An 18,463-nucleotide genomic window follows, 5' to 3' on the forward strand; every position below is an offset into this window, starting at 1 on the left:
GTCGGCAAGGAGCGCAAATCGAGGCAAAAATCGGGCTTGGGCCCTTTTGCAACGGGTGCAAATAGCTATTATTTTGATAGCTAATTACGTGGCAGGCGTTTCCATCATCGCGGTGTAACGGCGCTGCATTTCTTCGGGCGCCACGTCCTCGATGCTGTGGCCCACACTCCAGCGATGGCCGCTCGGATCGCGGAAACTGCCCGAACGTTCGCCATAGAAATGATCTTGCGCGGCCATCTCCAGCGTGGCGCCCGCCTGCAGCGCCCGGGCGATCACTTCATCGCAGTTGTCAACGTGCAGGTGCAGCGTGACCGCAGTGGGCACACCAGCCTTGGGCCCCAAAATCCCGTACTCGGCAAACTCCTCGGAGATCATCAGTGTGGTGCCTGCGAAGTCCAGCTCGGCATGGCCCAGGCGGCCGCCGGGTTCGACCAGCCGGAATTTTTCGGTGGCACCAAACACCGAACTGTAGAACGCGATGGCTTCGCCCGCGTCGCGGACATGGAGATAGGCAAACAGTTCATGGATGGCCATGGTCGCTCCTGATTCAGGTTGGAGAAAGACGCAGTCTATCGACAGGCGCGTATCAGGTCTTGAAGAAAATTGACACGCGAACGAATCAGTCGAATGGATCAGTCGAATGAATCAGTATTTCGGGGATGAGCGTGCGCCGGACACAGGCACATGATTGGGTGATACCACCGGCGCCCGGCGGTACAACTCCGGGGTGAGACCGGAGAATTCACGGAAATCGCGGTTGAAGTGAGGTTGGTCGTTGTAGCCGGCTTCCATGGCGACATCTGCCAGCTCCATCCATGTCCCGGTGCCGGTGCGCTGCATCAATTCCAGTGCATGCTGAAAACGCCGCACCCGGCTGTAGAGCTTGGGAGACAGGCCGACCGTTTCGGAAAACAGCCTGATGAACTGCCGGTGGCTGTAGCCACTGTGTGCCGCGACTTGCCGTACGCTGATGCCTGCCTTGAGCTGGGCTACCGCACGTTTCACCATGAACAGCGTGCTTGAAGCTGGCGCCGGTTGCAGCCGCGCAAGCAGCAGTGTTTGCAGGCGCAGCATTTTTTGCGCCGGTGACGATGCTTCGAGCAGCTGCTCCCGCATCAACCCGGCGCTGGCGCCCCACAAGTCGTCCAAACGGACGTGTTGTTCGCATAACTCGTCGGCCGGCAAGCCCAGCAGCACCTGCGCCGCGCCGGGCAGCAACTGCACACCCGCTGACTCCGAGCTGGCGACTGCCTTGACGTAGTGGCGTGTTCGCGCGCCGCTGGCAAGGGCATGGCCCAGGCTCTGGGTGGCGTCAGCGTGCCCGTCTCGAAAAATGCGGACAGCAGGACCGGACAGGCGAAAGACAACATGCATTTCGCCAGTCGGAAGCATATGTTCACGTGGGTGGCTGGCTTCACCCGGCATGCCCAGCCAGACGGACTTGACCAGGCCGGCGAGTGCTGGGAGGGGCGCCTGCTGCATCAAGGGCGCTGGGCTACATTCGCCCCAGGTCCTGGATGGCGTCAACAATCATGCTGGAGCCTATGGCAATCAGCAGGATGTCACCGGCGACGCGCACATATTTGTGTCCGGAAGGCGGCGCACCGAGCTGCACGACCACTGCATGCGGAACCGGATAAAACACGACGTCGCGTGGCAGCGGTTGGCCGATGGCCCATTTTTTGGCCTGGCCCGGAGGCATGCAGCCGTTGTTCTTTTTTGCCAGGCCGGGAGGACAGCGGCCCGCACTGTATTGCTTACCGTAGTACTCGCGTACCACCACACGTTGCTGGTCACCGAAGTAGCCGCCCACTTTGACATCTACCTGTGCCGGCTTGACCTGCTGACTGCCTTTGCTCGCCTTGCCAACCGGGCCGGGCCGGTTACCGCTATCGCCGCTATTACCTTGATCGCCGTCACGGGCCTTTTGCTCGTGTTTACCGCCTTTGCCCTGGCCTGCCCACTCTGGTTTCTGGGCAAAAGCCATGCTGGAAGCGAGGACCGCCATCATGACGACGGGGAGAAGGCGCTTGCTTGAAAAAAGGTGCAGGTTCATGGTGGTTACCTCTGAAGGGTTATGGTTTCAGCGGGCGGTTACACCGAGCTGGCCTTGGTTGCCTATTTATAACGTTCCCGCAGGCTTGGGGTTGGCTCCGGCAAGCGCGCAGATAGCGTTTTGCGGCCTTGTCCTACAAAAGTATGCATTTTTGGCAAACCGGCACGGACCTCCCGCAAGAAAAGCCGTTGCGGCCGCGGGTCACCGCTTACAGCTTGCCCCAGTCCGAATAACTCACCAAGGCTGGCCGGGGCGCGTCCCCCAGCAGCGCGTGCAGCGAGACACACAGCTCGCTGAGGTCATTGGCCTTGCTGATGACAAGCGCCGCGCCTTCTTCCCGGGCTTTGGCTGTGAGGGCGGGGTCCATGTAACCGGAAATCAGGATGACGGGCAAGTCGGGATTGAGCAGCTTGACCTGTCTGAGCAGATCAAGGCCGGAGGAACCCTGCAGACGGTAGTCGGTGACCACAGCGTCGTAGCCGGAAGGGTTGGCCTGCAGCGCGGCCAGCGCTGCCTGGGCACTTTCGTGGCAGCTTACGCGAAAACCCGCGTCAGGCAAGGTGTCGCTGACCAGCACTCGCATGGGCTCATAGTCATCAACATAAAGAACGTTGCGGGATCCGCTGGCGCCCGAGTCGATAAATGCCGGTGCCTCCAGCGGCACCGCCGTCGGCAGGTAAATGTCGAAAGCCGTTCCCTGACCCGGCTCCGCCGATACATGCACCATGCCATGGTGCTGCGCGATGATGCCGCGCACTTCTACCAGGGAAAGCCGGTGTGCGCTGACCGCCTGGCCGGCCGTCGGGGCCGGTGCGGGAATCAACTTGTGGAATGTGCCGACCGGCGCACGGTTGCTGTTGCTGATCATCAAACGGGCATAGCGCCTAGGCGGCAGGCCACCCTGCAGGTTGGCGGCGTCCGGGTCCAGCACAACCCGGTCGAGCAATACCTCAGTCATCTCGACAACAATTTGCGGCGCCACGCCCACGGTGGAATGCCACGCAACGATGCATGCACTGAGCAAGGCCAGCTCCAGCCGGTCCGCGTTGGCCCGCACGCTGGGATTTTCATGCGACAGCTCCAGCGCCAACCCGATTTCAGCGGGGAGGAGCGCACGGAAGCGCTCTAGCGCCCGGAGCACGATCGGCTCAAGCCTTTGGTTGTCAGCTTCTTCGGTGTACTGAGCGTCGGGCTGCATGGGTCCTTTTCTGCCTTCTGCAAAAGGTGCACGCGGGCCCCGCCTGCGCGCTCTCGCGAAGACTAGGTCTTTTGATCTATTGCGTCAATTGTGGTTAATGCGTCTCGAACGGAGCTGCAAGGGGCGTCGATTCTCCCCCGTTGTCATTCGAGCCTCTGGGGCGCCTTTCCAGATATGAAATTGGCCATCTCCCCAGTAGGTACGGGCGCGAGCAGCTACTAATAAGATAGCAAGAGGTGCATCTCCCGGGTGCTTCAAGGCGTCTTGGGCCGGTTCATGGCGCTTTCAAATTCCTCCAGCGACAGCGCATGGTCCTGGTCGGTGTCGGCGGCACTGAAGTGTTTGGCTACGTTGCGAAAGCCGGCTGCTTCTTCGCGGCTAACCCTGCCGTCCTTGTTGGCATCCATAAAACTGAACGCACGCTCAATATCGGCGGCCGCGTAACGGGGGGCGGTGGTTGCGGCGACCTGCACCTGCGGTGCCGCAGGTGCTTCCGGCGTAGCCGTGTGGGCATGGACGGCAACGGCCAGCAAAGAGGCGGTGGTGGCGACAAGCGCACAGAAGGTCCGCCTTGGGGTAGCGATCAAAGTCATCGGTTTCCTGTTTCATTCAACATGAACACCATTGAACGCCGATCGCGAAACACGCGCCAGCATGTTTGCAGTATGTTTCCTGGCTTTACCTCCCGGCAGACAAGGGCATCGGGGCGCGCGCCTACGTGGTGCCGCTCGCCATGCCGGGTGGCGCTGTCACAGGCAGTAACCACAACCGGGCTGTTGCCTCCTCCAAATAGAGGAGGTCTTAAGGCTCAAAAATCCCCAAAATCGATTCACGCGGCGAGCTCATTGCCCGTTACCCAAGGAGACAGCCATGCAAGACACTGACATTGCCCTGATCTGGGAGGATGCTGGTACTTTCGACCGCACCCTCCGCGCCACGCCGGAACAACTCGCACGACTCAAGCGCAAGCAGGTCCGGCCCACCACCTACACGCGGCAGGCCTTGTTCGAGGCAATGGCCAAAGGCCAGCCCGCCGTGCTGACAGGCGTGCACGTTCCAGTCGCGGGCAGTGAAAAACTGGGCCTCGAAGCCGCGCTGCTCAAGCTGGTGGACCGTGGTTTTGACGGCAAGCAGCGTGCCAATGCGCAGGTAGGCCCCAGCCAGCAGCGCAAGAGGCTGGGTGTTCACGAGCTGATGCGCAAGTGGCGCAACCGCCGCAGCCTGGTCAGCGTCACCGACCTGCACGTTCGCGGCACCGCGCTGGAAAAACAGATCGACACCGCACAGTTGTCCGCCTTCAACCTGCTGCCGCAAGGGTCTGAAGACCTGCAACGCCAGGAGATGATGACCCTGGTCATAGGCGCCCGCGGCAACGTCACCGACTCCCACTCGGACGACCCCGACGGCAGTAACCACTGCTTTCTGGGCCGCAAACTGTGGCTGGCCTGGGAAACTTTCGAAGGTATCAAGGCCGGCCTGCAGGACTGCGAGCGCGGGTTGGTGACCGGCCGGGCGCGTTTCAACCTGGACAGGTTCTGCGAGCTCAAAAGTGCCTGCTGGTGGACGGTAGGCCCTGGTGAAACCCTGTTTCTTCCAGGCAAGCTCACGCACAAGGTGGTGACGCTGGAGGCCTACATGGGCATCGGCAGCTTTTATGTTTCTCCCGTGAGTTGCCTGGACAGCCTGAGCCGCTGGTACCTGCACCAGCCTTTGTGGTCGCTGGACGACCGCAAGGGAGAAAACGCCGGCCTGGTCGACGAAATTGCGGGGACCATGCGGCAACAGCTGCAAAAACTCGCGCGCCAGTCGCCGGTGCGGCGCCAGCAGTGGGGGCTGGACTTTGTTCGCCTGGCGACAGACCGGTGGTCCCGTAACTGGTCGCGCCAGCAACGGCAAGCCTTGATGGAACGTGCGCCGTTTGTGCAGGTGATGGATGCGTTGCAACGCGTGGGGTCTGCTGCCAGCGCCTGATTGTTCCTGCCGGTCAATGGCGAAATGACGATTTCGAATGGGTAACCGGTGATCGGGTAACTTGGGCGGAGTCTGGTGCATGCTATGCGCTGGAAGCGTACAATGACTGCATGCTGTTTGTGGAGCTCACCCCGTTCATCGCCTTCAGGGCGGCGCATTGGGCAGATGAGGAACTTCGCTCTTTGCAGAATCACCTGTTGGAAAACCCGAATGCAGGCGATGTGATTCGGGGGAGTTCGGGTTTGCGAAAACTGCGCTGGGCCGCTTCCGGGCGGGGCAAACGTGGCGGGGCCAGGGTTATTTATTACCACTACGTTTCAAATGAGCGTATCTATCTGATTTACGGCTACGTCAAAAACGAGCAAGAAGACCTGACGCCAGAGCAGATCAAGCTGTTGGCGCAATTGATGAAGGACATCACCCATGGATAAACAACACTTCGACCAGCTCGTCAAGGGCGTCAAAGAAATGAAGCGCCATATCGCTGGCAAAACCGTGCGCGGTGCCATCGCGGAAGAACTGCCAACGCCGGATGTACGTGTCATCCGCGAGGCCGCGCATATCAGCCAGAGCCAGTTTGCGAAATTGATTGGTGTGAATCTGCGCACCCTGCAAAACTGGGAGCAACATCGCACGCGGCCAACTGGGCCAGCCAGGGCTTTGCTCAAGATTGTGGCTTCCAATCCGAAAGCTATTGAAGCGCTGCATTCTTGATGGCCGTGGCGCGTAGCGGCAGACGTTACTACTTTGGTAGCGTTTGATTTGCCGTCGATGCTAGATGGAAGACCTACCCATGTCCTTTCTCGCCCGGGGCCGATGCCTGCGTTATCTGCGAAGTCACCCGGATCAGCCAGAGCTCGCTTGCAAACCAGTATGGTAGATCGAAGGCTTCGGATGAGCTGCTAGCGATATGGGTCAACTGACTCTCTGCAGAGTGGCTTCTCTGAATCCAGATAGAGAATTACGGCACTCACACCCCACAATTGCACGATTCCAGATTTGAATTTTTATGCTATATAACTAACAGGCAAGTTGTTAGGTATATGGGGAGACATGGATTGAAAAAGAAGCAGAAGCAGCAAGTAGCCAAAAGTGCAATCGGTAACGAAAACTCGTTACTTGCTCCGCTTCTCGTGGATAGTGCGGCACTTAAAGCTTCTTTCGGACGAAAAAAGGAGATCCACGAATTTCAAACGATTGACATCGAGATGCGTCCCATCTTTGAGGAGGAGGGCTGGGAAATCCACAAAGAGGGCGTGCGGCGCGTGCGCATAAAAAAGGTCAAGGAACTGCATGCTCAGTTAGAGGACCAAGTGTGGTCACTTTTTCGTCGGCTGGGATATCCAGAACTCAGCGGCGACGACTTTCAAATTCACTATCTGGATAGTGCTGGTGTTGCCCGTAGGAAGAGCATCGATATTTTTGCTAAAGACGACGAGACAGTAATCGTTGCCATGTGCAGGTCTCGGGAATCACGCGGCAAAAAGACACTGCAGAAAGATCTTATTGATCTGGAGTCGATACAAAAACCACTGGCCAATTCAATTAAGAAGCACTATGGGGCAAGCTTCAGACCAAAAATCATTTGGATGTGTGTTACGCAAAATATCATTTGGTCTGAACAGGATATAGAGCGTGCCAATTCGGCCAACATCCGAGTAGTGACTGAGAACGAACTCCAATACTTCGATGCCTTTGCCAAGCACATGGGCCCCGCGGGTCGATTTCAGTTCTTGGCGGAATTCTTAGAAGGGCAAGACATTCCAGAACTCACAGATGTCAAAGTCCCCGCAACAAAAGGAATGCTGGGAAACCATGTTTTCTATAGCTTTGTAACGACTCCTAGGCATCTCTTGAAGGTTGCCTTTGTAAACCATCAAGCGCTGAATCATCCGACAGGGCGCCCGACGTATCAACGGATGATCAGTCCCGCTCGCATTAAGGAGATCGGGGAGTTCATTCGAAAAGGTGGCTACTTCCCGACGAATCTTCTAGTCAATTTCACGGAAAAAAGCCGCTTTGATTTGTTGCCAAATAGAGAAAACTCACATGCCGCAATCAAATTCGGCTGGCTACATTTGCCGCACAAATATAAATCTGCCTGGGTAATTGATGGGCAGCATAGGCTTTATGGATATTCCCACTTGGAAGATCGATTTCTGGATCAAAGCATCGCCGTAATTGCATTCGAGAAGATGGCGACTACCCTAGAGGCGGAACTATTTGTCACGATCAACCAGAAGCAAAAGAGTGTGCAGAAAAGTGTAATTGTCTCTTTGCAATCAGATCTGAAGTGGGGTTCGAGTGACCCTAAGGAGCGTGCTTCTGCGTTAGCATCCAGGTTGGCCAAAACTCTCGCCTCCGACCCGACGAGCCCTTTTTTCCAGCGATTCTCCATCCAGGGGGTCACGGCCAAGGAAAATCAAAGCCTCACGATTCCAGAGCTGGTAAACGGTTTAAATCGATCAAATCTTCTCGGGCGTGCCTATCAAAAAAATTGGCTTTCTGGCGTTCTTTCGTCAAGCACGGACGACAAAACAGTGGACAGAGCGCGACGATTTCTCAATATCTATTTCTCCAAAGTTCGAGTGGCAAATCCCGAGCGTTGGGATGCAGCTAAGCAGGGGTATGTCGCGACAAATCCTGGGGTTCGCGCCCACTTACTCCTCTTGTCGGAGGTGTTTAGACACATAGAGGAAAAACAACCGCAGGAACTGTCTCTCTTGGAGGTGGACGAGCTCATGCAGACGATTGAAAAGTTCGTTTCCCCTGTGTTTGCGTTTCTGAAAGATGCCACCAATGCGGACCTCTATGACCGCTTTGCCCGAAAATTTGGCGAAGGCGGTGTTCGGGAGTATGCAGATAACTTAAACGAACTAATACACAAACAGTTTTCAAATTTTGGCTCGGAAGAGTTTTTGGAAAGACTGGAAAGAAAGTCAGCTGACCGAGTCCGAATTGCTAATCAAGATGTCATTGATCTCAGCAAGGTGTTAACTGATCACACGATTAATATTCTGAAAAAGCACTATGGAACTGCAGAAACCAGTTCTGGTGATAAAGCCTATTGGGAATTAGGCATCGAAAGCCCAAAAATCAAGGAAGAGGCCTATTCAAGGCAGCTGCAGGATAAAGATAAGGCCAAGGGAGGCAAAGAGAACTATTTGCAAATCCTTGATTTGAAAGCGATTGTCAAGCAGCGCTCAAACTGGCCTCTGTTTGAAAGTACTTTCAATATCCCACTGCAAGGCGAAAAAGGAAAAACTTACTATCTTGATTGGATGGACAAATTTAATGAGCTTAGGCGCATACCAGCGCATCCCTCGTCTACAAGAGGTTATTCAAAAGACGATCTAGAGTTCCTTCAGTTTCTTAAGTCGGAGTTTTATTCGAGGCTTGAGCGGGAAGGAAAATAGATGAAAAATGACCATTCTGTCGAGAAAATTGAAATAAAGCCCTTTCTGAAATGGGCCGGTGGAAAAAGATGGTTGATTGCTAAGCACGACGAATTGTTGCCGGATAATTTTCGTAATTACTATGAGCCGTTTTTGGGTAGTGGCGCTGTCTTTTTTTATCTTCAACCAGGCAAGTCGGTACTTGCAGACGTGAATCAAGAGCTGATCGATACCTACTCGGCGATAAAACAAGATTGGCAACGTGTTCAGGACTGTTTGATGACGCACCATCGAAACCACTCTACCGAATACTTTTACAGATTGAGGCAGCAAAAGCCGCGGACTGATCACACAAAGGCCGCTCGTTTGATCTACTTGAATCGCACATGCTGGAATGGTCTTTATAGAGTAAATCTTCAAGGCACGTTCAACGTGCCAATTGGTACGAAGGTTAATGTAATTTCTGACGAAGATCGTTATGACCAGACTTCCATGTTGCTCAAGAATGCCAATTTGCTTCGCTCTGATTTTGAAGCTGTGGTGGATAAGGCTGGTCAGAATGACTTTTTGTTTGTTGACCCTCCTTATACGGTCAAACATAACTACAACGGGTTCATCAAATACAACGAAAACTTGTTCGCTTGGGAGGACCAAGTTCGCTTAAGGGATGCGCTAGTTCGTGCTGCTGCACGCGGCGCTAGGTTTTTGATGACAAATGCAAGCCATAGATCCGTAAAGGCTCTGTATCGCGACTACTTTCAAATGATTGTTGTAGAACGTTCGAGTGTGATTTCAGGGAGTAACAGTGGCAGGGGTACCTACGAAGAGCTTCTAGTTCATCACGGTATCTAGGCGTGATGAATTGCGATGGGCGCGGACTTATATCCCCCGTCGTCAGCGATTTGTCGTTTGAGTGCATTCCCGCCATCGATTTTTCGGTAGCACCCATCCCGCATACGCCACCCGGCGTATTCCCCATTCCCCGGTCGGTCCCCAGAATCGCCTCATCGCTTCGTAAAAGCCTCCCCGGCGGCTTGTGCGGAGCGAAACGCGAACCACCTACCCACCCGGAGAAGCACACATGCAACGTCGTTTTACCCTCAAGGCGCTCACCGCTGCCGTCGCCCTGACAGGCCTTTCTGCTCTGCCAGCCCTGGCCCAATCGGGCGGCACGATCAAGGTTGGCATTCTGCACAGCCTGTCGGGCACCATGGCTATTTCTGAAACCGTGTTGAAAGACACCGTGCTCATGGCGATTGAAGAGATCAACGCCAAGGGTGGCGTGATGGGCAAGAAGCTCGAGCCCGTGATTGTCGACCCTGCCTCCAACTGGCCCCTGTTTGCTGAAAAAACCAAGCAGCTGCTGGGCCAGGACAAGGTCTCCGTGATTTTCGGCTGCTGGACATCTGTGTCCCGCAAGTCGGTGCTGCCAGTGGTTGAAGAGATGAACGGCCTGCTGTTCTACCCCGTGCAGTACGAAGGCGAAGAGCTGTCCAAGAACGTGTTCTACACGGGCGCGGCCCCCAACCAGCAGGCCATTCCTGCCGTTGACTACCTGATGAGCAAGGCCGGCGGCGGCGCCAAGCGCTGGGTTCTGCTGGGCACCGACTATGTGTACCCACGCACCACCAACAAGATCCTGCGCGCTTACCTGAAAAGCAAAGGCGTGAAAGACAAGGACATCGACGAGAAATACACACCGTTCGGCCACTCCGATTACCAGACCATCGTGGCTGATGTGAAGAAGTTCTCTGCAGGTGGTAAAACCGCTGTGGTCTCCACCATCAACGGCGACTCCAACGTTCCTTTCTACAAGGAACTGGGCAACGCCGGCCTGAAGGCCAAGGACGTGCCAGTTGTCGCCTTCTCCGTGGGTGAGGAAGAGCTGCGCGGCGTGGACACGAAACCGCTGGTCGGCCATCTGGCGGCCTGGAACTACTTCCAGTCGATCAAGAACCCGGCCAACACCGAGTTCATCAAGAAGTGGTCTGCCTACGCCAAGGCCAAGGGCATCGCTGGTCATAAAGACAAGCCTCTGACCAACGACCCGATGGAAGCCACCTACATCGGCATCAACATGTGGAAGCAGGCTGTCGAGAAAGCCAAGTCCACCGACACCGACAAGGTTATTGCCGCCATGGCCGGCCAGACCTTCAAGGCGCCGTCGGGCATCGTGTCGAAGATGGATGAGAAAAACCACCACCTGCACAAGTCGGTGTTCATCGGCGAGATCAAGGCCGACGGCCAGTTCAACGTGGTGTGGAAGACTCCTGGCCCGGTGAAAGCCAAGCCATGGAGCCCGTACATCGAAGGCAATGACAAGAAGCCTGACGAGCCGGCAAAAATGGCCTCCAAATAAAGGCGGCTACCGCAAGCCCCTTGTGGGGGCTGCGGCGCAAGCCGCACCTGGTTTGCAAAAAAACAGGTGCGGCTTTTTTGTGGTCTGGCCCATTTCTTGCACTATCACGGTGCATGGTTTAAAAGGAAGTTGCAGCCTGGGCATCGCGGCAAGCCGGTATTGGCCTGCTGCTGTGCCCACCCTACAGGTTCTTCATCATGATGATTCGCACACTCCTTCTATCTGCTACGTTTTTTATAGCTGCTGGCGCCCATGCTTTAAGCGCGGACGAGGCAAAAGGCATGGCACTCGGCGAGACCGAGGCACGCGTCGAAGCGCTGAACAAGGCCGCCGCCAACCCCGACGAAAAAACTGCCGCTTTTATCCAGGCGCTGGCTGACGATGCCGTCAAGACCGCCGGTGACAAGGTGTTTGTGATCAAGGACGACAAAGGCTTTGACCCGGTGACCGGCGCCGAGCTGACAGTGCCGGAAGACGCGGAGGACGTGATCAACAACAACATGATGCGCGGGGAGTTGGACACGGCACTGGCTGCGCTCAAGCTGTTTTCCAAAGACGAGAAGGTGCGCGCCGATGCCATCAAGGTCCTTGCCAGCGGCAGTGATGAATCGCGCCTGCCGCTTATCGAAAAAGCTTACGCAGCTGAAACAGTCGTTGCGCTCAAGACCCAGTTGGAGATGGTGCGCGCCACCATTTTGCTGAGCAGCAGTGACAAGGCCAAACGCCTGGAAGCAGCAGCGCGCCTGTCGGGCAGCAACAACCCGATCAGCAAGACAGTCTTGATAGCGCGCCTGTCGGAAGAGGACGATGCCGAAGTCAAGAGCGCGCTGCAGGCCTCGCTGCGCAAGGTCGAGTCTGCGCTGGCCTGGGGCGACAAGCTGGGTGCGGTGTTCAGCGGCATCAGCCTGGGCAGCATCCTGCTGCTGGTGGCACTGGGCCTGGCGATTACCTACGGGCTGATGGGCGTCATCAACATGGCGCACGGTGAGCTGATGATGATTGGCGCTTACGCCACCTACGTGGTGCAAGGCCTGTTCCAGAAGTATTTGCCCGGCATGTTTGACTGGTATTTGCTGGCGGCGGTGCCGGTGGCCTTTTTGGCCTCGGCGCTGATGGGGGCGGCACTCGAGCGCGGTGTGATTCGCTTTCTCTACGGCCGCCCGCTCGAGACCCTGCTGGCCACCTGGGGCATCAGCCTGATGCTGCAGCAACTGGTGCGCTCCATCTTCGGCGCGCAAAACGTGGGTGTTGAAAATCCGGTGTGGATGAGCGGCGGCGTTCAGGTGCTGGGCAATTTGTCCTTGCCCTATAACCGGCTCGTCATCATCGGCTTTGCCATTGCGGTGCTATTGGGCATGGCCTGGCTGATCAGCAAGACGCGCCTGGGCCTGTTTGTGCGCGGCGTGACGCAGAACCGGCCGATTGCTTCGTGCATGGGCGTGAACACGGCGCGTGTGGACACCTATGCGTTTGCGCTGGGCTCGGGCATCGCGGGCCTGGCCGGTTGTGCGCTGAGCCAGGTCGGCAACGTCGGGCCAGACCTGGGCCAAGGCTACATCGTCGATGCCTTCATGGTCGTGGTGCTGGGCGGCGTGGGCCAGCTGGCCGGCACTGTTTATGCCGCCATGGGCCTGGGCATCCTGAACAAATTCCTCGAAGGCTGGACCGGTGCGGTGCTGGCCAAGATTGCGGTGCTGGTGCTCATCATCATCTTCATCCAGAAGCGGCCGCAGGGCATCTTCGCAATGAAGGGCCGCTCTGCGGAAGCCTGACCATGAGCAAACCCATGACTTCTTCTGTATTGCTTCCTGCCAAAGGCCCCGTGCTTACGCGTACCGGCTGGAGCGCCTTTCTAGTTGCTTTGCTCCTGGTCTGCGCGCTGGCACCGGTGCTCAATCTTCTTGTGCCACAGGACAGCATGTTCCACATGAGCACCTACGCGGTGGCGCTGCTCGGCAAGATCATGTGTTACGCCATCGTGGCGCTGGCCATGGATTTGATCTGGGGTTACACCGGCATTTTGTCGCTGGGCCACGGCTTGTTCTTCGCGCTGGGCGGTTACGCCATGGGCATGTACCTGATGCGCCAGATCGGGCGCGACGGCAACTACAAAAGTGACTTGCCCGACTTCATGGTTTTCCTCGACTGGAAAGAGTTTCCCTGGCACTGGACCTTCAGCGACAGCTTCATCGCCACGCTGTTCCTGATCGTGCTGGTGCCTGGTGTGGTGGCCTTTGTCTTTGGTTACTTCGCTTTCCGCTCGCGCATCAAGGGCGTGTACTTCTCCATCATCACCCAGGCCATGACCTTTGCCGCCATGCTGCTGTTCTTCCGCAATGAAACTGGTTTCGGCGGCAACAACGGCTTCACCGATTTCAAGCGCATCCTGGACACGCCGATCGCCACGCCCAACATGCGCATGGGGCTGTTCGTCATCACCGGGCTGACGTTGTTGGGCTTCTTCCTGTTTGCCAAATGGCTGGTGCGCAGCAAGTTCGGTCGGGTGTTGCAGGCCATTCGCGATGCCGAAACCCGTGTGATGTTCTCGGGCTACAACCCCATCGGCTACAAGCTGACCATCTGGACCATCTCGGCCGTGATGTGCGGCATTGCGGGCGCACTGTATGTTCCGCAGGTGGGCATCATCAACCCGAGCGAGATGAGCCCGGCCAATTCCATCGAAATGGCCGTCTGGGCGGCCGTCGGCGGGCGCGCCACACTGATCGGCCCCATCGCAGGCGCCTTCATCGTCAACGGCGCCAAAAGCTGGCTCACGGTGGCGTATCCCGAATACTGGCTTTACTTTCTGGGCATGTTGTTTATCGCGGTAACGCTGTTCCTTCCTGACGGCGTCGTGGGACTGGTCAAGAAACTCCGCAAGGGAGCGTCCAAATGACCCCCGATCTTCTTGAGCAGGGCGCGCGCCGTATCGAGCAGCGCCGCGCCGCGCTGGAAGCGAGCAAAGCCAACACCGAATCGGGTGGCCGCAACGCGGGCATTGGCCGCATTGCCACGCCGGGCGAGGTGGACGTCACGCATGGGCGCATTCTTTATCTGGAAGACGTGAGCGTGAGCTTCGATGGCTTCAAGGCCATCAACAAGCTTTCGCTCGACATTGCGCCCGGTGAGCTGCGCTGCATCATTGGTCCCAACGGCGCCGGCAAGACGACAATGATGGACATCATCACCGGCAAGACGCGGCCCGACGAAGGAACGGTTTTCTTCGGCAGCACGATTGACCTGTTGCGCCACACCGAGCCGCAGATTGCACAGCTCGGGATTGGCCGCAAGTTCCAGAAGCCCACGGTGTTCGAGCAGCTCACCGTGTTTGAAAACCTCGAGCTCGCGCTGAAGACCAACAAGGGCGTCAAGTCATCCATGTTTTTCCGTCTGGATTCTGAGCAAAGCGACCGCCTCGCCGAAACCCTGGTAACGATTCACCTGGCCGACAGTGTGAGCCGCATGGCCGGCAACCTGAGCCATGGGCAAAAGCAGTGGCTGGAGATCGGCATGTTGCTGATGCAGGACCCCAAGCTGTTGCTGCTCGACGAGCCAGTCGCAGGCATGACCGATGAAGAAACTGCCCGCACGGCTGAACTCTTCCTGTCTTTAAAAGGCAAACATTCGCTGATGGTGGTGGAGCACGACATGAGTTTCATCAAGACGATTTCGGAGATCGTCACGGTGCTGTGTGATGGCTCGGTTCTCGCTCAAGGAACTCTGGATCAGGTTCAGGCGGATGAACGGGTGATTGAGGTGTACCTTGGGCGTTGAACTCTTCTCTGCTGGGCTTGTCGAAGAGGTGAGGTTGGTGCCATCACCGTTCGGACTGAGCCCGTCGAAGCCTTCTTTGTCTCTACCGTCGGTCGAGTGCCAGCAAGCCGGGGGTTGCCCGGCGGCAACTCACTTTCTTTTGCTTCGCCAAAAGAAAGTAAGCAAAGAAAAGGCGACCCTACTGTCTGCGTCCCTTCGCTTCGCTACGGGCAACCTGCGGTGCTCGGTCCAGCCGGGGCCGGGCTCGAACTCGCTTCGCTCAGACAATCGCCCGTCCTTATCCGTCTGGCCCTCCGCTCCTCGGCGCATACAGAAGGGTGGTGGGGACGGAATCGGGAGCGGATTCGGGTACGGGATCGGGCTCCGGCGAGGACGCGCAAAGCGCGTCCTCGCCTCCCCGCATCCGCATTCGTTTCCCCCACCCGTCGGGCTGGGCCGAGGAGCGCAGGCAAAAGCGGATCAGGGCTCGCGATTGTCTGAGCCGAAGGCGAGTTCGAGCGAGACCCCGCTTTTGTCGAGCACCGCAGGTTGCCTGCAGCGAAGCGGAAGGACCCAGACCATCGGGTCGCCTTTCTTTTCCTTAGGTTTCTTTGGCGAAGCAAAGAAAAGTAAGTCGCCCGCCGGGGCGAGACCCGGCTTGCTGGCGCACAGCAGCCTTTCGATCTCACCACAAGCCTGACGAGAACTCCCCATGCTGAACGTCAAAAACATCAACCAGTACTACGGCGGCTCCCACATCCTGCGCGACGTGAGCCTGGACGCTCACCTCGGCAAAGTCACCGTGCTGCTAGGCCGCAACGGCGTCGGCAAGACCACGCTACTCAAATCACTGATGGGCCTGGTGCCCATCAAGACCGGAACCATTGAGTTCGACGGTAAACCCATCCAGAACGCCACGCCTTACGAACGCGCAAGAGCCGGTATCGGTTTTGTACCCCAGGGCCGTGAGATTTTTGCGCGCCTGACGGTTGAAGAAAACCTGCGCATGGGCCTGGCCTACAAAAGTGCCGGCACGCCGATCCCGGCCGAGCTCTACGAGTTGTTCCCGGTTCTCAAGCAGATGCTGAACCGGCGTGGCGGCGACCTCTCTGGCGGACAACAGCAACAGCTCGCAATTGCGCGGGCGCTGGCGGCCAAACCCAAGCTGTTGATCCTCGACGAACCGACCGAAGGTATCCAGCCCAGCATCATCAAGGACATCGGACGCGTGATCCGCATGCTGGCCGATCGCGGTGACATGGCCATCCTGCTGGTGGAGCAGTACTACGACTTTGCCGAAGAGCTGGCCGATGACTATCTGGTGATGGAGCGCGGCGAATTTATCGCACGTGGCCTGGGCAAGGACATGCAAGCCAATGGCGTGCGGCAACTGGTGGCTATCTGACCTTTTCCCATCTGGGGCCAAGACCGGACACGACACAACCGCCGCCGCGCTACGTGGGTGCAGTTCCCAGCGTGAAGTAGAACGTGGTGCCCTCTCCCGGCGTGGAGTCTGCCCAGATTTTCCCGCCGTGCCGCGTGACGATCTTGTGCACACTTGCCAGGCCGATTCCGGTGCCTGAGAAATCCGCCGAAAGATGCAGGCGCTGGAAGGCGTTGAACAGCTTGCCGGCATGAGCCATCTCGAACCCGACGCCATTGTCCTTGACATGGAAGATCAGTGTGCCATCAGGATCGCGTTCACAACCGACGGAAATCTCCGTGCGGGATTGTCCACGCGTGAACTTCCAGGCATTGTTGACCAGATGATCGATGGCGAGCGTCAGCATAGCCGGGTCCGCGATGGCCTGAAGGCCGGCCTGAACATCGATGGTGGCGACGCGGTCGGGATCACGCTGCTGGCAGGCCGCAAGCGCGGCGCTGGCGATCGCGCTGATGTCCACCGGGACACTCTCCAGGTGGGGGCGTGAGAGACGAGCCAGGGACGCCATGGCGTCCGACAGCTCGTTGATCTTCTGCACGCCCGCCTGGATGCGGCTCAGGTAGTGGTCCTGCGACTCGCTGATGCCGAGCTGCAACGTGCTGCGCAACTGACCGCAGAACCCGCTGATGGCGATCAGCGGCTGGCGCAGGTCGTGCGCCAGCGAGTACGAGAACGCCTGCAGTTCATGGTTGACGGTCTCCAGCTCCGCCGTGCGGACCCGCACACGCTCTTCCAGCCCGTCATTGAGGTGTTGGATCTCCTGCTGCTGCGACTGAACCTGGTTGAAAGTGTTGTCCAGGGCCCGCATCAGATCGCCGAGTCCGCCGCGCGGGTAGGGCGGTCCGATGCGCACGCCCAGGTCACCTTTCCTGAACCGGGCTGTGCCCTTCATGATCCGGGCCAGCGGGCGGCGGACCCCCAACTCCCCAAGCCACCAGGCCAGCAGCAGCGCCAGCAGCGCTGCGCCCACGACGCCGGTGAGAACGATTCGTGCGCGGCGCCCCGCGTCGGCTGCCAGGACATGGGTCGGTACACCCAGCGTAATCAGGACCCCCGCGTCCCATGGCTGCGGCAGCGTACCCAGGGCCCAGACTCGCTGCCTGCCTGCCGGCCCAGCGAACTCGGCTGTATCGCCGTTATGCCCGTTGATGGCGAATCGGCCGAGGGAGGTATCGGCTAAAGATGTTCCTAATATGGGGCTGTTGCTGATCGACACCCCGTCGCGCGTGTTGCGGGAAGTTAGCACGACACCGCTGCGGTTAAATAGCGTGACGGCCGCGTCGGGATACGGCTGTGCCGCCACGACCTCCCTCGAGAACTGGTCCAGGTTGATGGACGCAAGCAGAACGAACCGCACCTTGCCTTGTGGGTCGCGCGAGGCCTGAGCCACCTGCACCACGCCGATGCCGGTGAGGCGGCCAAAGACGGGCTCCAGCGCCGTTGCGGTGGACGCCATGGCCTGCTGGAAATAGGCGCGGTCGGCCAGGTTGAGCTTGCGGCCGGTTTGCAGCGAGTCGCAGTGCAAATCTCCATTGGGCTTGATCGTGAGGATGCCGGTGTATTGCGGATGCTGCTTCAGCACTTTGGCAAGGTAGGCCGAGCAGGCGTCGCGCTCCCCCACATCAAGCTCACGCGACTGGGCAAGCCCGAACAGCAACTGGTGGGTGCCCTGAATTTTGGCCCGCAAGTCATTGCTCGCGCTGCGCGCGAGCGCGGCGAGGTTGTTCCTGGCGTGGGCGATGTCATGGTCGCGCTGTTTGAACAGGAAGCCCGTTGCGAATGTGGCCGGCAGCAGCGCGGCGAGCGCCACCAGCAGCATGATTCGCGCCCGCAACCCCAGCGGTATGGCTGGCGAGTTCATGGCGGTGACAGGGTGCCCGGCTTGTGCAAGCGCAGGTGTTGTGCGGCATTCATGTCGTGGTGCAGATCATTAGCCAGTATGCGCTTATTGCAGCAGCGCTGGCGAACTGCTTTCCCGGGCAACATGCGCTATATCAATGCCATCCTCGAAATTATGCAGTGCTGTGTGATGGCTTGCTGCTGGCCGATGACGACCTGGTGGTGGAGCGCGGCGAGTTTATCGCCCGCGGACAGGGCAAGGACATGCAGGCCAATGGCGTGCGGCAGTTGGTTGCGATTTAAGTTGCCTGTCACCGCCTTCAGTCAAAGCTCGGCTCGTCCGGGCTTTTTCTTACCTCAAAGCTGCCGATAGTTGCAGCAGGGCCGCGAACGTAGAATCGCAGCGGTCGCTGAAGCGGTTGCCTCGAGGAAGCTCATAATTCCGGCG

The 18,463-nt window shown here is 58.0% G+C and carries 18 protein-coding genes; 11 read left to right on the top strand and 7 right to left on the bottom strand.

Annotation, left to right across the window (positions count from 1 at the left end):
• Positions 1–84: 84 nt before the first annotated feature.
• From B0B52_RS07340 to B0B52_RS07360, 5 genes are all read right to left on the bottom strand, one after another.
• On the bottom strand, positions 85–534 hold the full coding sequence (locus tag B0B52_RS07340) for a VOC family protein (RefSeq protein ID WP_077592978.1): 450 nt from the start codon (positions 532–534) through the stop codon (positions 85–87).
• A gap of 111 nt (positions 535–645) precedes the next feature.
• Positions 646–1,482, bottom strand: a complete 837-nt coding sequence (locus B0B52_RS07345) for a helix-turn-helix transcriptional regulator (RefSeq protein ID WP_077592979.1) — start codon at positions 1,480–1,482, stop codon at positions 646–648.
• 13 nt (positions 1,483–1,495) lie between these two features.
• Positions 1,496–2,056, bottom strand: coding sequence for an RcnB family protein (locus tag B0B52_RS07350; protein WP_077592980.1), 561 nt, complete (start codon positions 2,054–2,056; stop codon positions 1,496–1,498).
• A gap of 208 nt (positions 2,057–2,264) precedes the next feature.
• Positions 2,265–3,254 carry a response regulator gene (locus tag B0B52_RS07355; protein WP_077592981.1) on the bottom strand — a complete coding sequence of 330 codons (990 nt, stop codon included), beginning with the start codon at positions 3,252–3,254 and terminating at the stop codon, positions 2,265–2,267.
• Positions 3,255–3,508: 254 nt separating this feature from the next.
• Complete coding sequence (locus tag B0B52_RS07360; protein ID WP_077592982.1) at positions 3,509–3,847, bottom strand: EF-hand domain-containing protein; 339 nt, start codon at positions 3,845–3,847, stop codon at positions 3,509–3,511.
• 277 nt (positions 3,848–4,124) lie between these two features.
• Here B0B52_RS07360 and B0B52_RS07365 point away from each other — a divergent pair, with 277 nt between their 5' ends.
• The 9 genes from B0B52_RS07365 to urtD all read left to right on the top strand — a co-directional run bounded on the left by B0B52_RS07365 (position 4,125) and on the right by urtD (position 14,753).
• Positions 4,125–5,225, top strand: coding sequence for a hypothetical protein (locus B0B52_RS07365; protein WP_077592983.1), 1,101 nt, complete (start codon positions 4,125–4,127; stop codon positions 5,223–5,225).
• Positions 5,226–5,335: 110 nt separating this feature from the next.
• The gene (locus B0B52_RS07370) at positions 5,336–5,656 is read left to right on the top strand and encodes a type II toxin-antitoxin system RelE/ParE family toxin (protein WP_077592984.1); all 321 of its coding nucleotides are present in this window, start codon (positions 5,336–5,338) and stop codon (positions 5,654–5,656) included.
• Entirely contained in the window at positions 5,649–5,939 is a 291-nt protein-coding gene (locus B0B52_RS07375; protein WP_077592985.1) for a DNA-binding transcriptional regulator, read from the top strand. The genes B0B52_RS07370 and B0B52_RS07375 overlap by 8 nt, the downstream gene beginning before the upstream one ends.
• Positions 5,940–6,283: 344 nt before the next feature.
• Positions 6,284–8,641 carry a DGQHR domain-containing protein gene (locus B0B52_RS07380; protein ID WP_168173495.1) on the top strand — a complete coding sequence of 786 codons (2,358 nt, stop codon included), beginning with the start codon at positions 6,284–6,286 and terminating at the stop codon, positions 8,639–8,641.
• Positions 8,642–9,472, top strand: coding sequence for a Dam family site-specific DNA-(adenine-N6)-methyltransferase (locus B0B52_RS07385; protein WP_077592987.1), 831 nt, complete (start codon positions 8,642–8,644; stop codon positions 9,470–9,472). It begins immediately after the preceding gene.
• A 229-nt stretch (positions 9,473–9,701) separates the two neighbouring features.
• Positions 9,702–10,979, top strand: coding sequence for an urea ABC transporter substrate-binding protein (gene urtA / locus B0B52_RS07390; protein ID WP_077592988.1), 1,278 nt, complete (start codon positions 9,702–9,704; stop codon positions 10,977–10,979).
• 197 nt (positions 10,980–11,176) lie between these two features.
• Positions 11,177–12,751 (top strand): urea ABC transporter permease subunit UrtB, encoded by a 1,575-nt coding sequence (gene urtB / locus B0B52_RS07395; protein ID WP_077592989.1) that lies wholly within the window; start codon positions 11,177–11,179, stop codon positions 12,749–12,751.
• Between the two features lie 2 nt (positions 12,752–12,753).
• A complete protein-coding gene (urtC, locus tag B0B52_RS07400; protein WP_077592990.1) occupies positions 12,754–13,875 on the top strand; it encodes an urea ABC transporter permease subunit UrtC in 1,122 nt (373 codons plus the stop codon).
• A complete protein-coding gene (urtD, locus tag B0B52_RS07405; protein ID WP_077592991.1) occupies positions 13,872–14,753 on the top strand; it encodes an urea ABC transporter ATP-binding protein UrtD in 882 nt (293 codons plus the stop codon). Before urtC ends, urtD begins: the two co-directional genes overlap by 4 nt.
• 459 nt (positions 14,754–15,212) lie before the next feature.
• On the opposite strand, the gene B0B52_RS22440 is transcribed toward urtD, so the two are convergent.
• Positions 15,213–15,464: a hypothetical protein gene (locus B0B52_RS22440; protein WP_168173496.1), complete on the bottom strand. Its 252-nt coding sequence runs from the start codon at positions 15,462–15,464 to the stop codon at positions 15,213–15,215.
• On the opposite strand from B0B52_RS22440, the gene urtE reads away from it, so the two are divergent.
• Positions 15,445–16,137 carry an urea ABC transporter ATP-binding subunit UrtE gene (gene urtE, locus B0B52_RS07415; RefSeq protein WP_077592993.1) on the top strand — a complete coding sequence of 231 codons (693 nt, stop codon included), beginning with the start codon at positions 15,445–15,447 and terminating at the stop codon, positions 16,135–16,137. The genes B0B52_RS22440 and urtE overlap by 20 nt on opposite strands.
• Before the next feature lie 49 nt (positions 16,138–16,186).
• Here the strand turns inward: urtE and B0B52_RS07420 are convergent, their stop codons facing one another.
• On the bottom strand, positions 16,187–18,037 hold the full coding sequence (locus B0B52_RS07420; protein ID WP_077592994.1) for a HAMP domain-containing histidine kinase: 1,851 nt from the start codon (positions 18,035–18,037) through the stop codon (positions 16,187–16,189).
• Between the two features lie 23 nt (positions 18,038–18,060).
• Between B0B52_RS07420 and B0B52_RS22830 the strand changes: the two genes are divergently transcribed.
• The gene (locus B0B52_RS22830) at positions 18,061–18,318 is read left to right on the top strand and encodes a hypothetical protein (protein WP_077592995.1); all 258 of its coding nucleotides are present in this window, start codon (positions 18,061–18,063) and stop codon (positions 18,316–18,318) included.
• Positions 18,319–18,463: the final 145 nt, after the last annotated feature.

Source organism: Polaromonas sp. A23 (assembly GCF_002001015.1).
Classification (GTDB): Bacteria; Pseudomonadota; Gammaproteobacteria; order Burkholderiales; family Burkholderiaceae_C; genus Polaromonas.

What these genes read in the sequence shown, in the direction of transcription:
- urtC (WP_077592990.1), top strand. Translation starts at nt 12,754, where the DNA reads ATGAGCAAACCCATGACTTCTTCTGTATTGCTTCCTGCCAAAGGCCCC.
- B0B52_RS07345 (WP_077592979.1), bottom strand. Translation starts at nt 1,482, where the DNA reads ATGCAGCAGGCGCCCCTCCCAGCACTCGCCGGCCTGGTCAAGTCCGTC.
- B0B52_RS07375 (WP_077592985.1), top strand. Translation starts at nt 5,649, where the DNA reads ATGGATAAACAACACTTCGACCAGCTCGTCAAGGGCGTCAAAGAAATG.
- B0B52_RS07365 (WP_077592983.1), top strand. Translation starts at nt 4,125, where the DNA reads ATGCAAGACACTGACATTGCCCTGATCTGGGAGGATGCTGGTACTTTC.
- B0B52_RS07340 (WP_077592978.1), bottom strand. Translation starts at nt 534, where the DNA reads ATGGCCATCCATGAACTGTTTGCCTATCTCCATGTCCGCGACGCGGGC.
- urtB (WP_077592989.1), top strand. Translation starts at nt 11,177, where the DNA reads ATGATGATTCGCACACTCCTTCTATCTGCTACGTTTTTTATAGCTGCT.
- urtA (WP_077592988.1), top strand. Translation starts at nt 9,702, where the DNA reads ATGCAACGTCGTTTTACCCTCAAGGCGCTCACCGCTGCCGTCGCCCTG.
- B0B52_RS07350 (WP_077592980.1), bottom strand. Translation starts at nt 2,056, where the DNA reads ATGAACCTGCACCTTTTTTCAAGCAAGCGCCTTCTCCCCGTCGTCATG.
- B0B52_RS07370 (WP_077592984.1), top strand. Translation starts at nt 5,336, where the DNA reads ATGCTGTTTGTGGAGCTCACCCCGTTCATCGCCTTCAGGGCGGCGCAT.
- urtD (WP_077592991.1), top strand. Translation starts at nt 13,872, where the DNA reads ATGACCCCCGATCTTCTTGAGCAGGGCGCGCGCCGTATCGAGCAGCGC.
- B0B52_RS07360 (WP_077592982.1), bottom strand. Translation starts at nt 3,847, where the DNA reads ATGACTTTGATCGCTACCCCAAGGCGGACCTTCTGTGCGCTTGTCGCC.
- B0B52_RS07385 (WP_077592987.1), top strand. Translation starts at nt 8,642, where the DNA reads ATGAAAAATGACCATTCTGTCGAGAAAATTGAAATAAAGCCCTTTCTG.
- urtE (WP_077592993.1), top strand. Translation starts at nt 15,445, where the DNA reads ATGCTGAACGTCAAAAACATCAACCAGTACTACGGCGGCTCCCACATC.
- B0B52_RS22440 (WP_168173496.1), bottom strand. Translation starts at nt 15,464, where the DNA reads ATGTTTTTGACGTTCAGCATGGGGAGTTCTCGTCAGGCTTGTGGTGAG.
- B0B52_RS07420 (WP_077592994.1), bottom strand. Translation starts at nt 18,037, where the DNA reads ATGAACTCGCCAGCCATACCGCTGGGGTTGCGGGCGCGAATCATGCTG.
- B0B52_RS07355 (WP_077592981.1), bottom strand. Translation starts at nt 3,254, where the DNA reads ATGCAGCCCGACGCTCAGTACACCGAAGAAGCTGACAACCAAAGGCTT.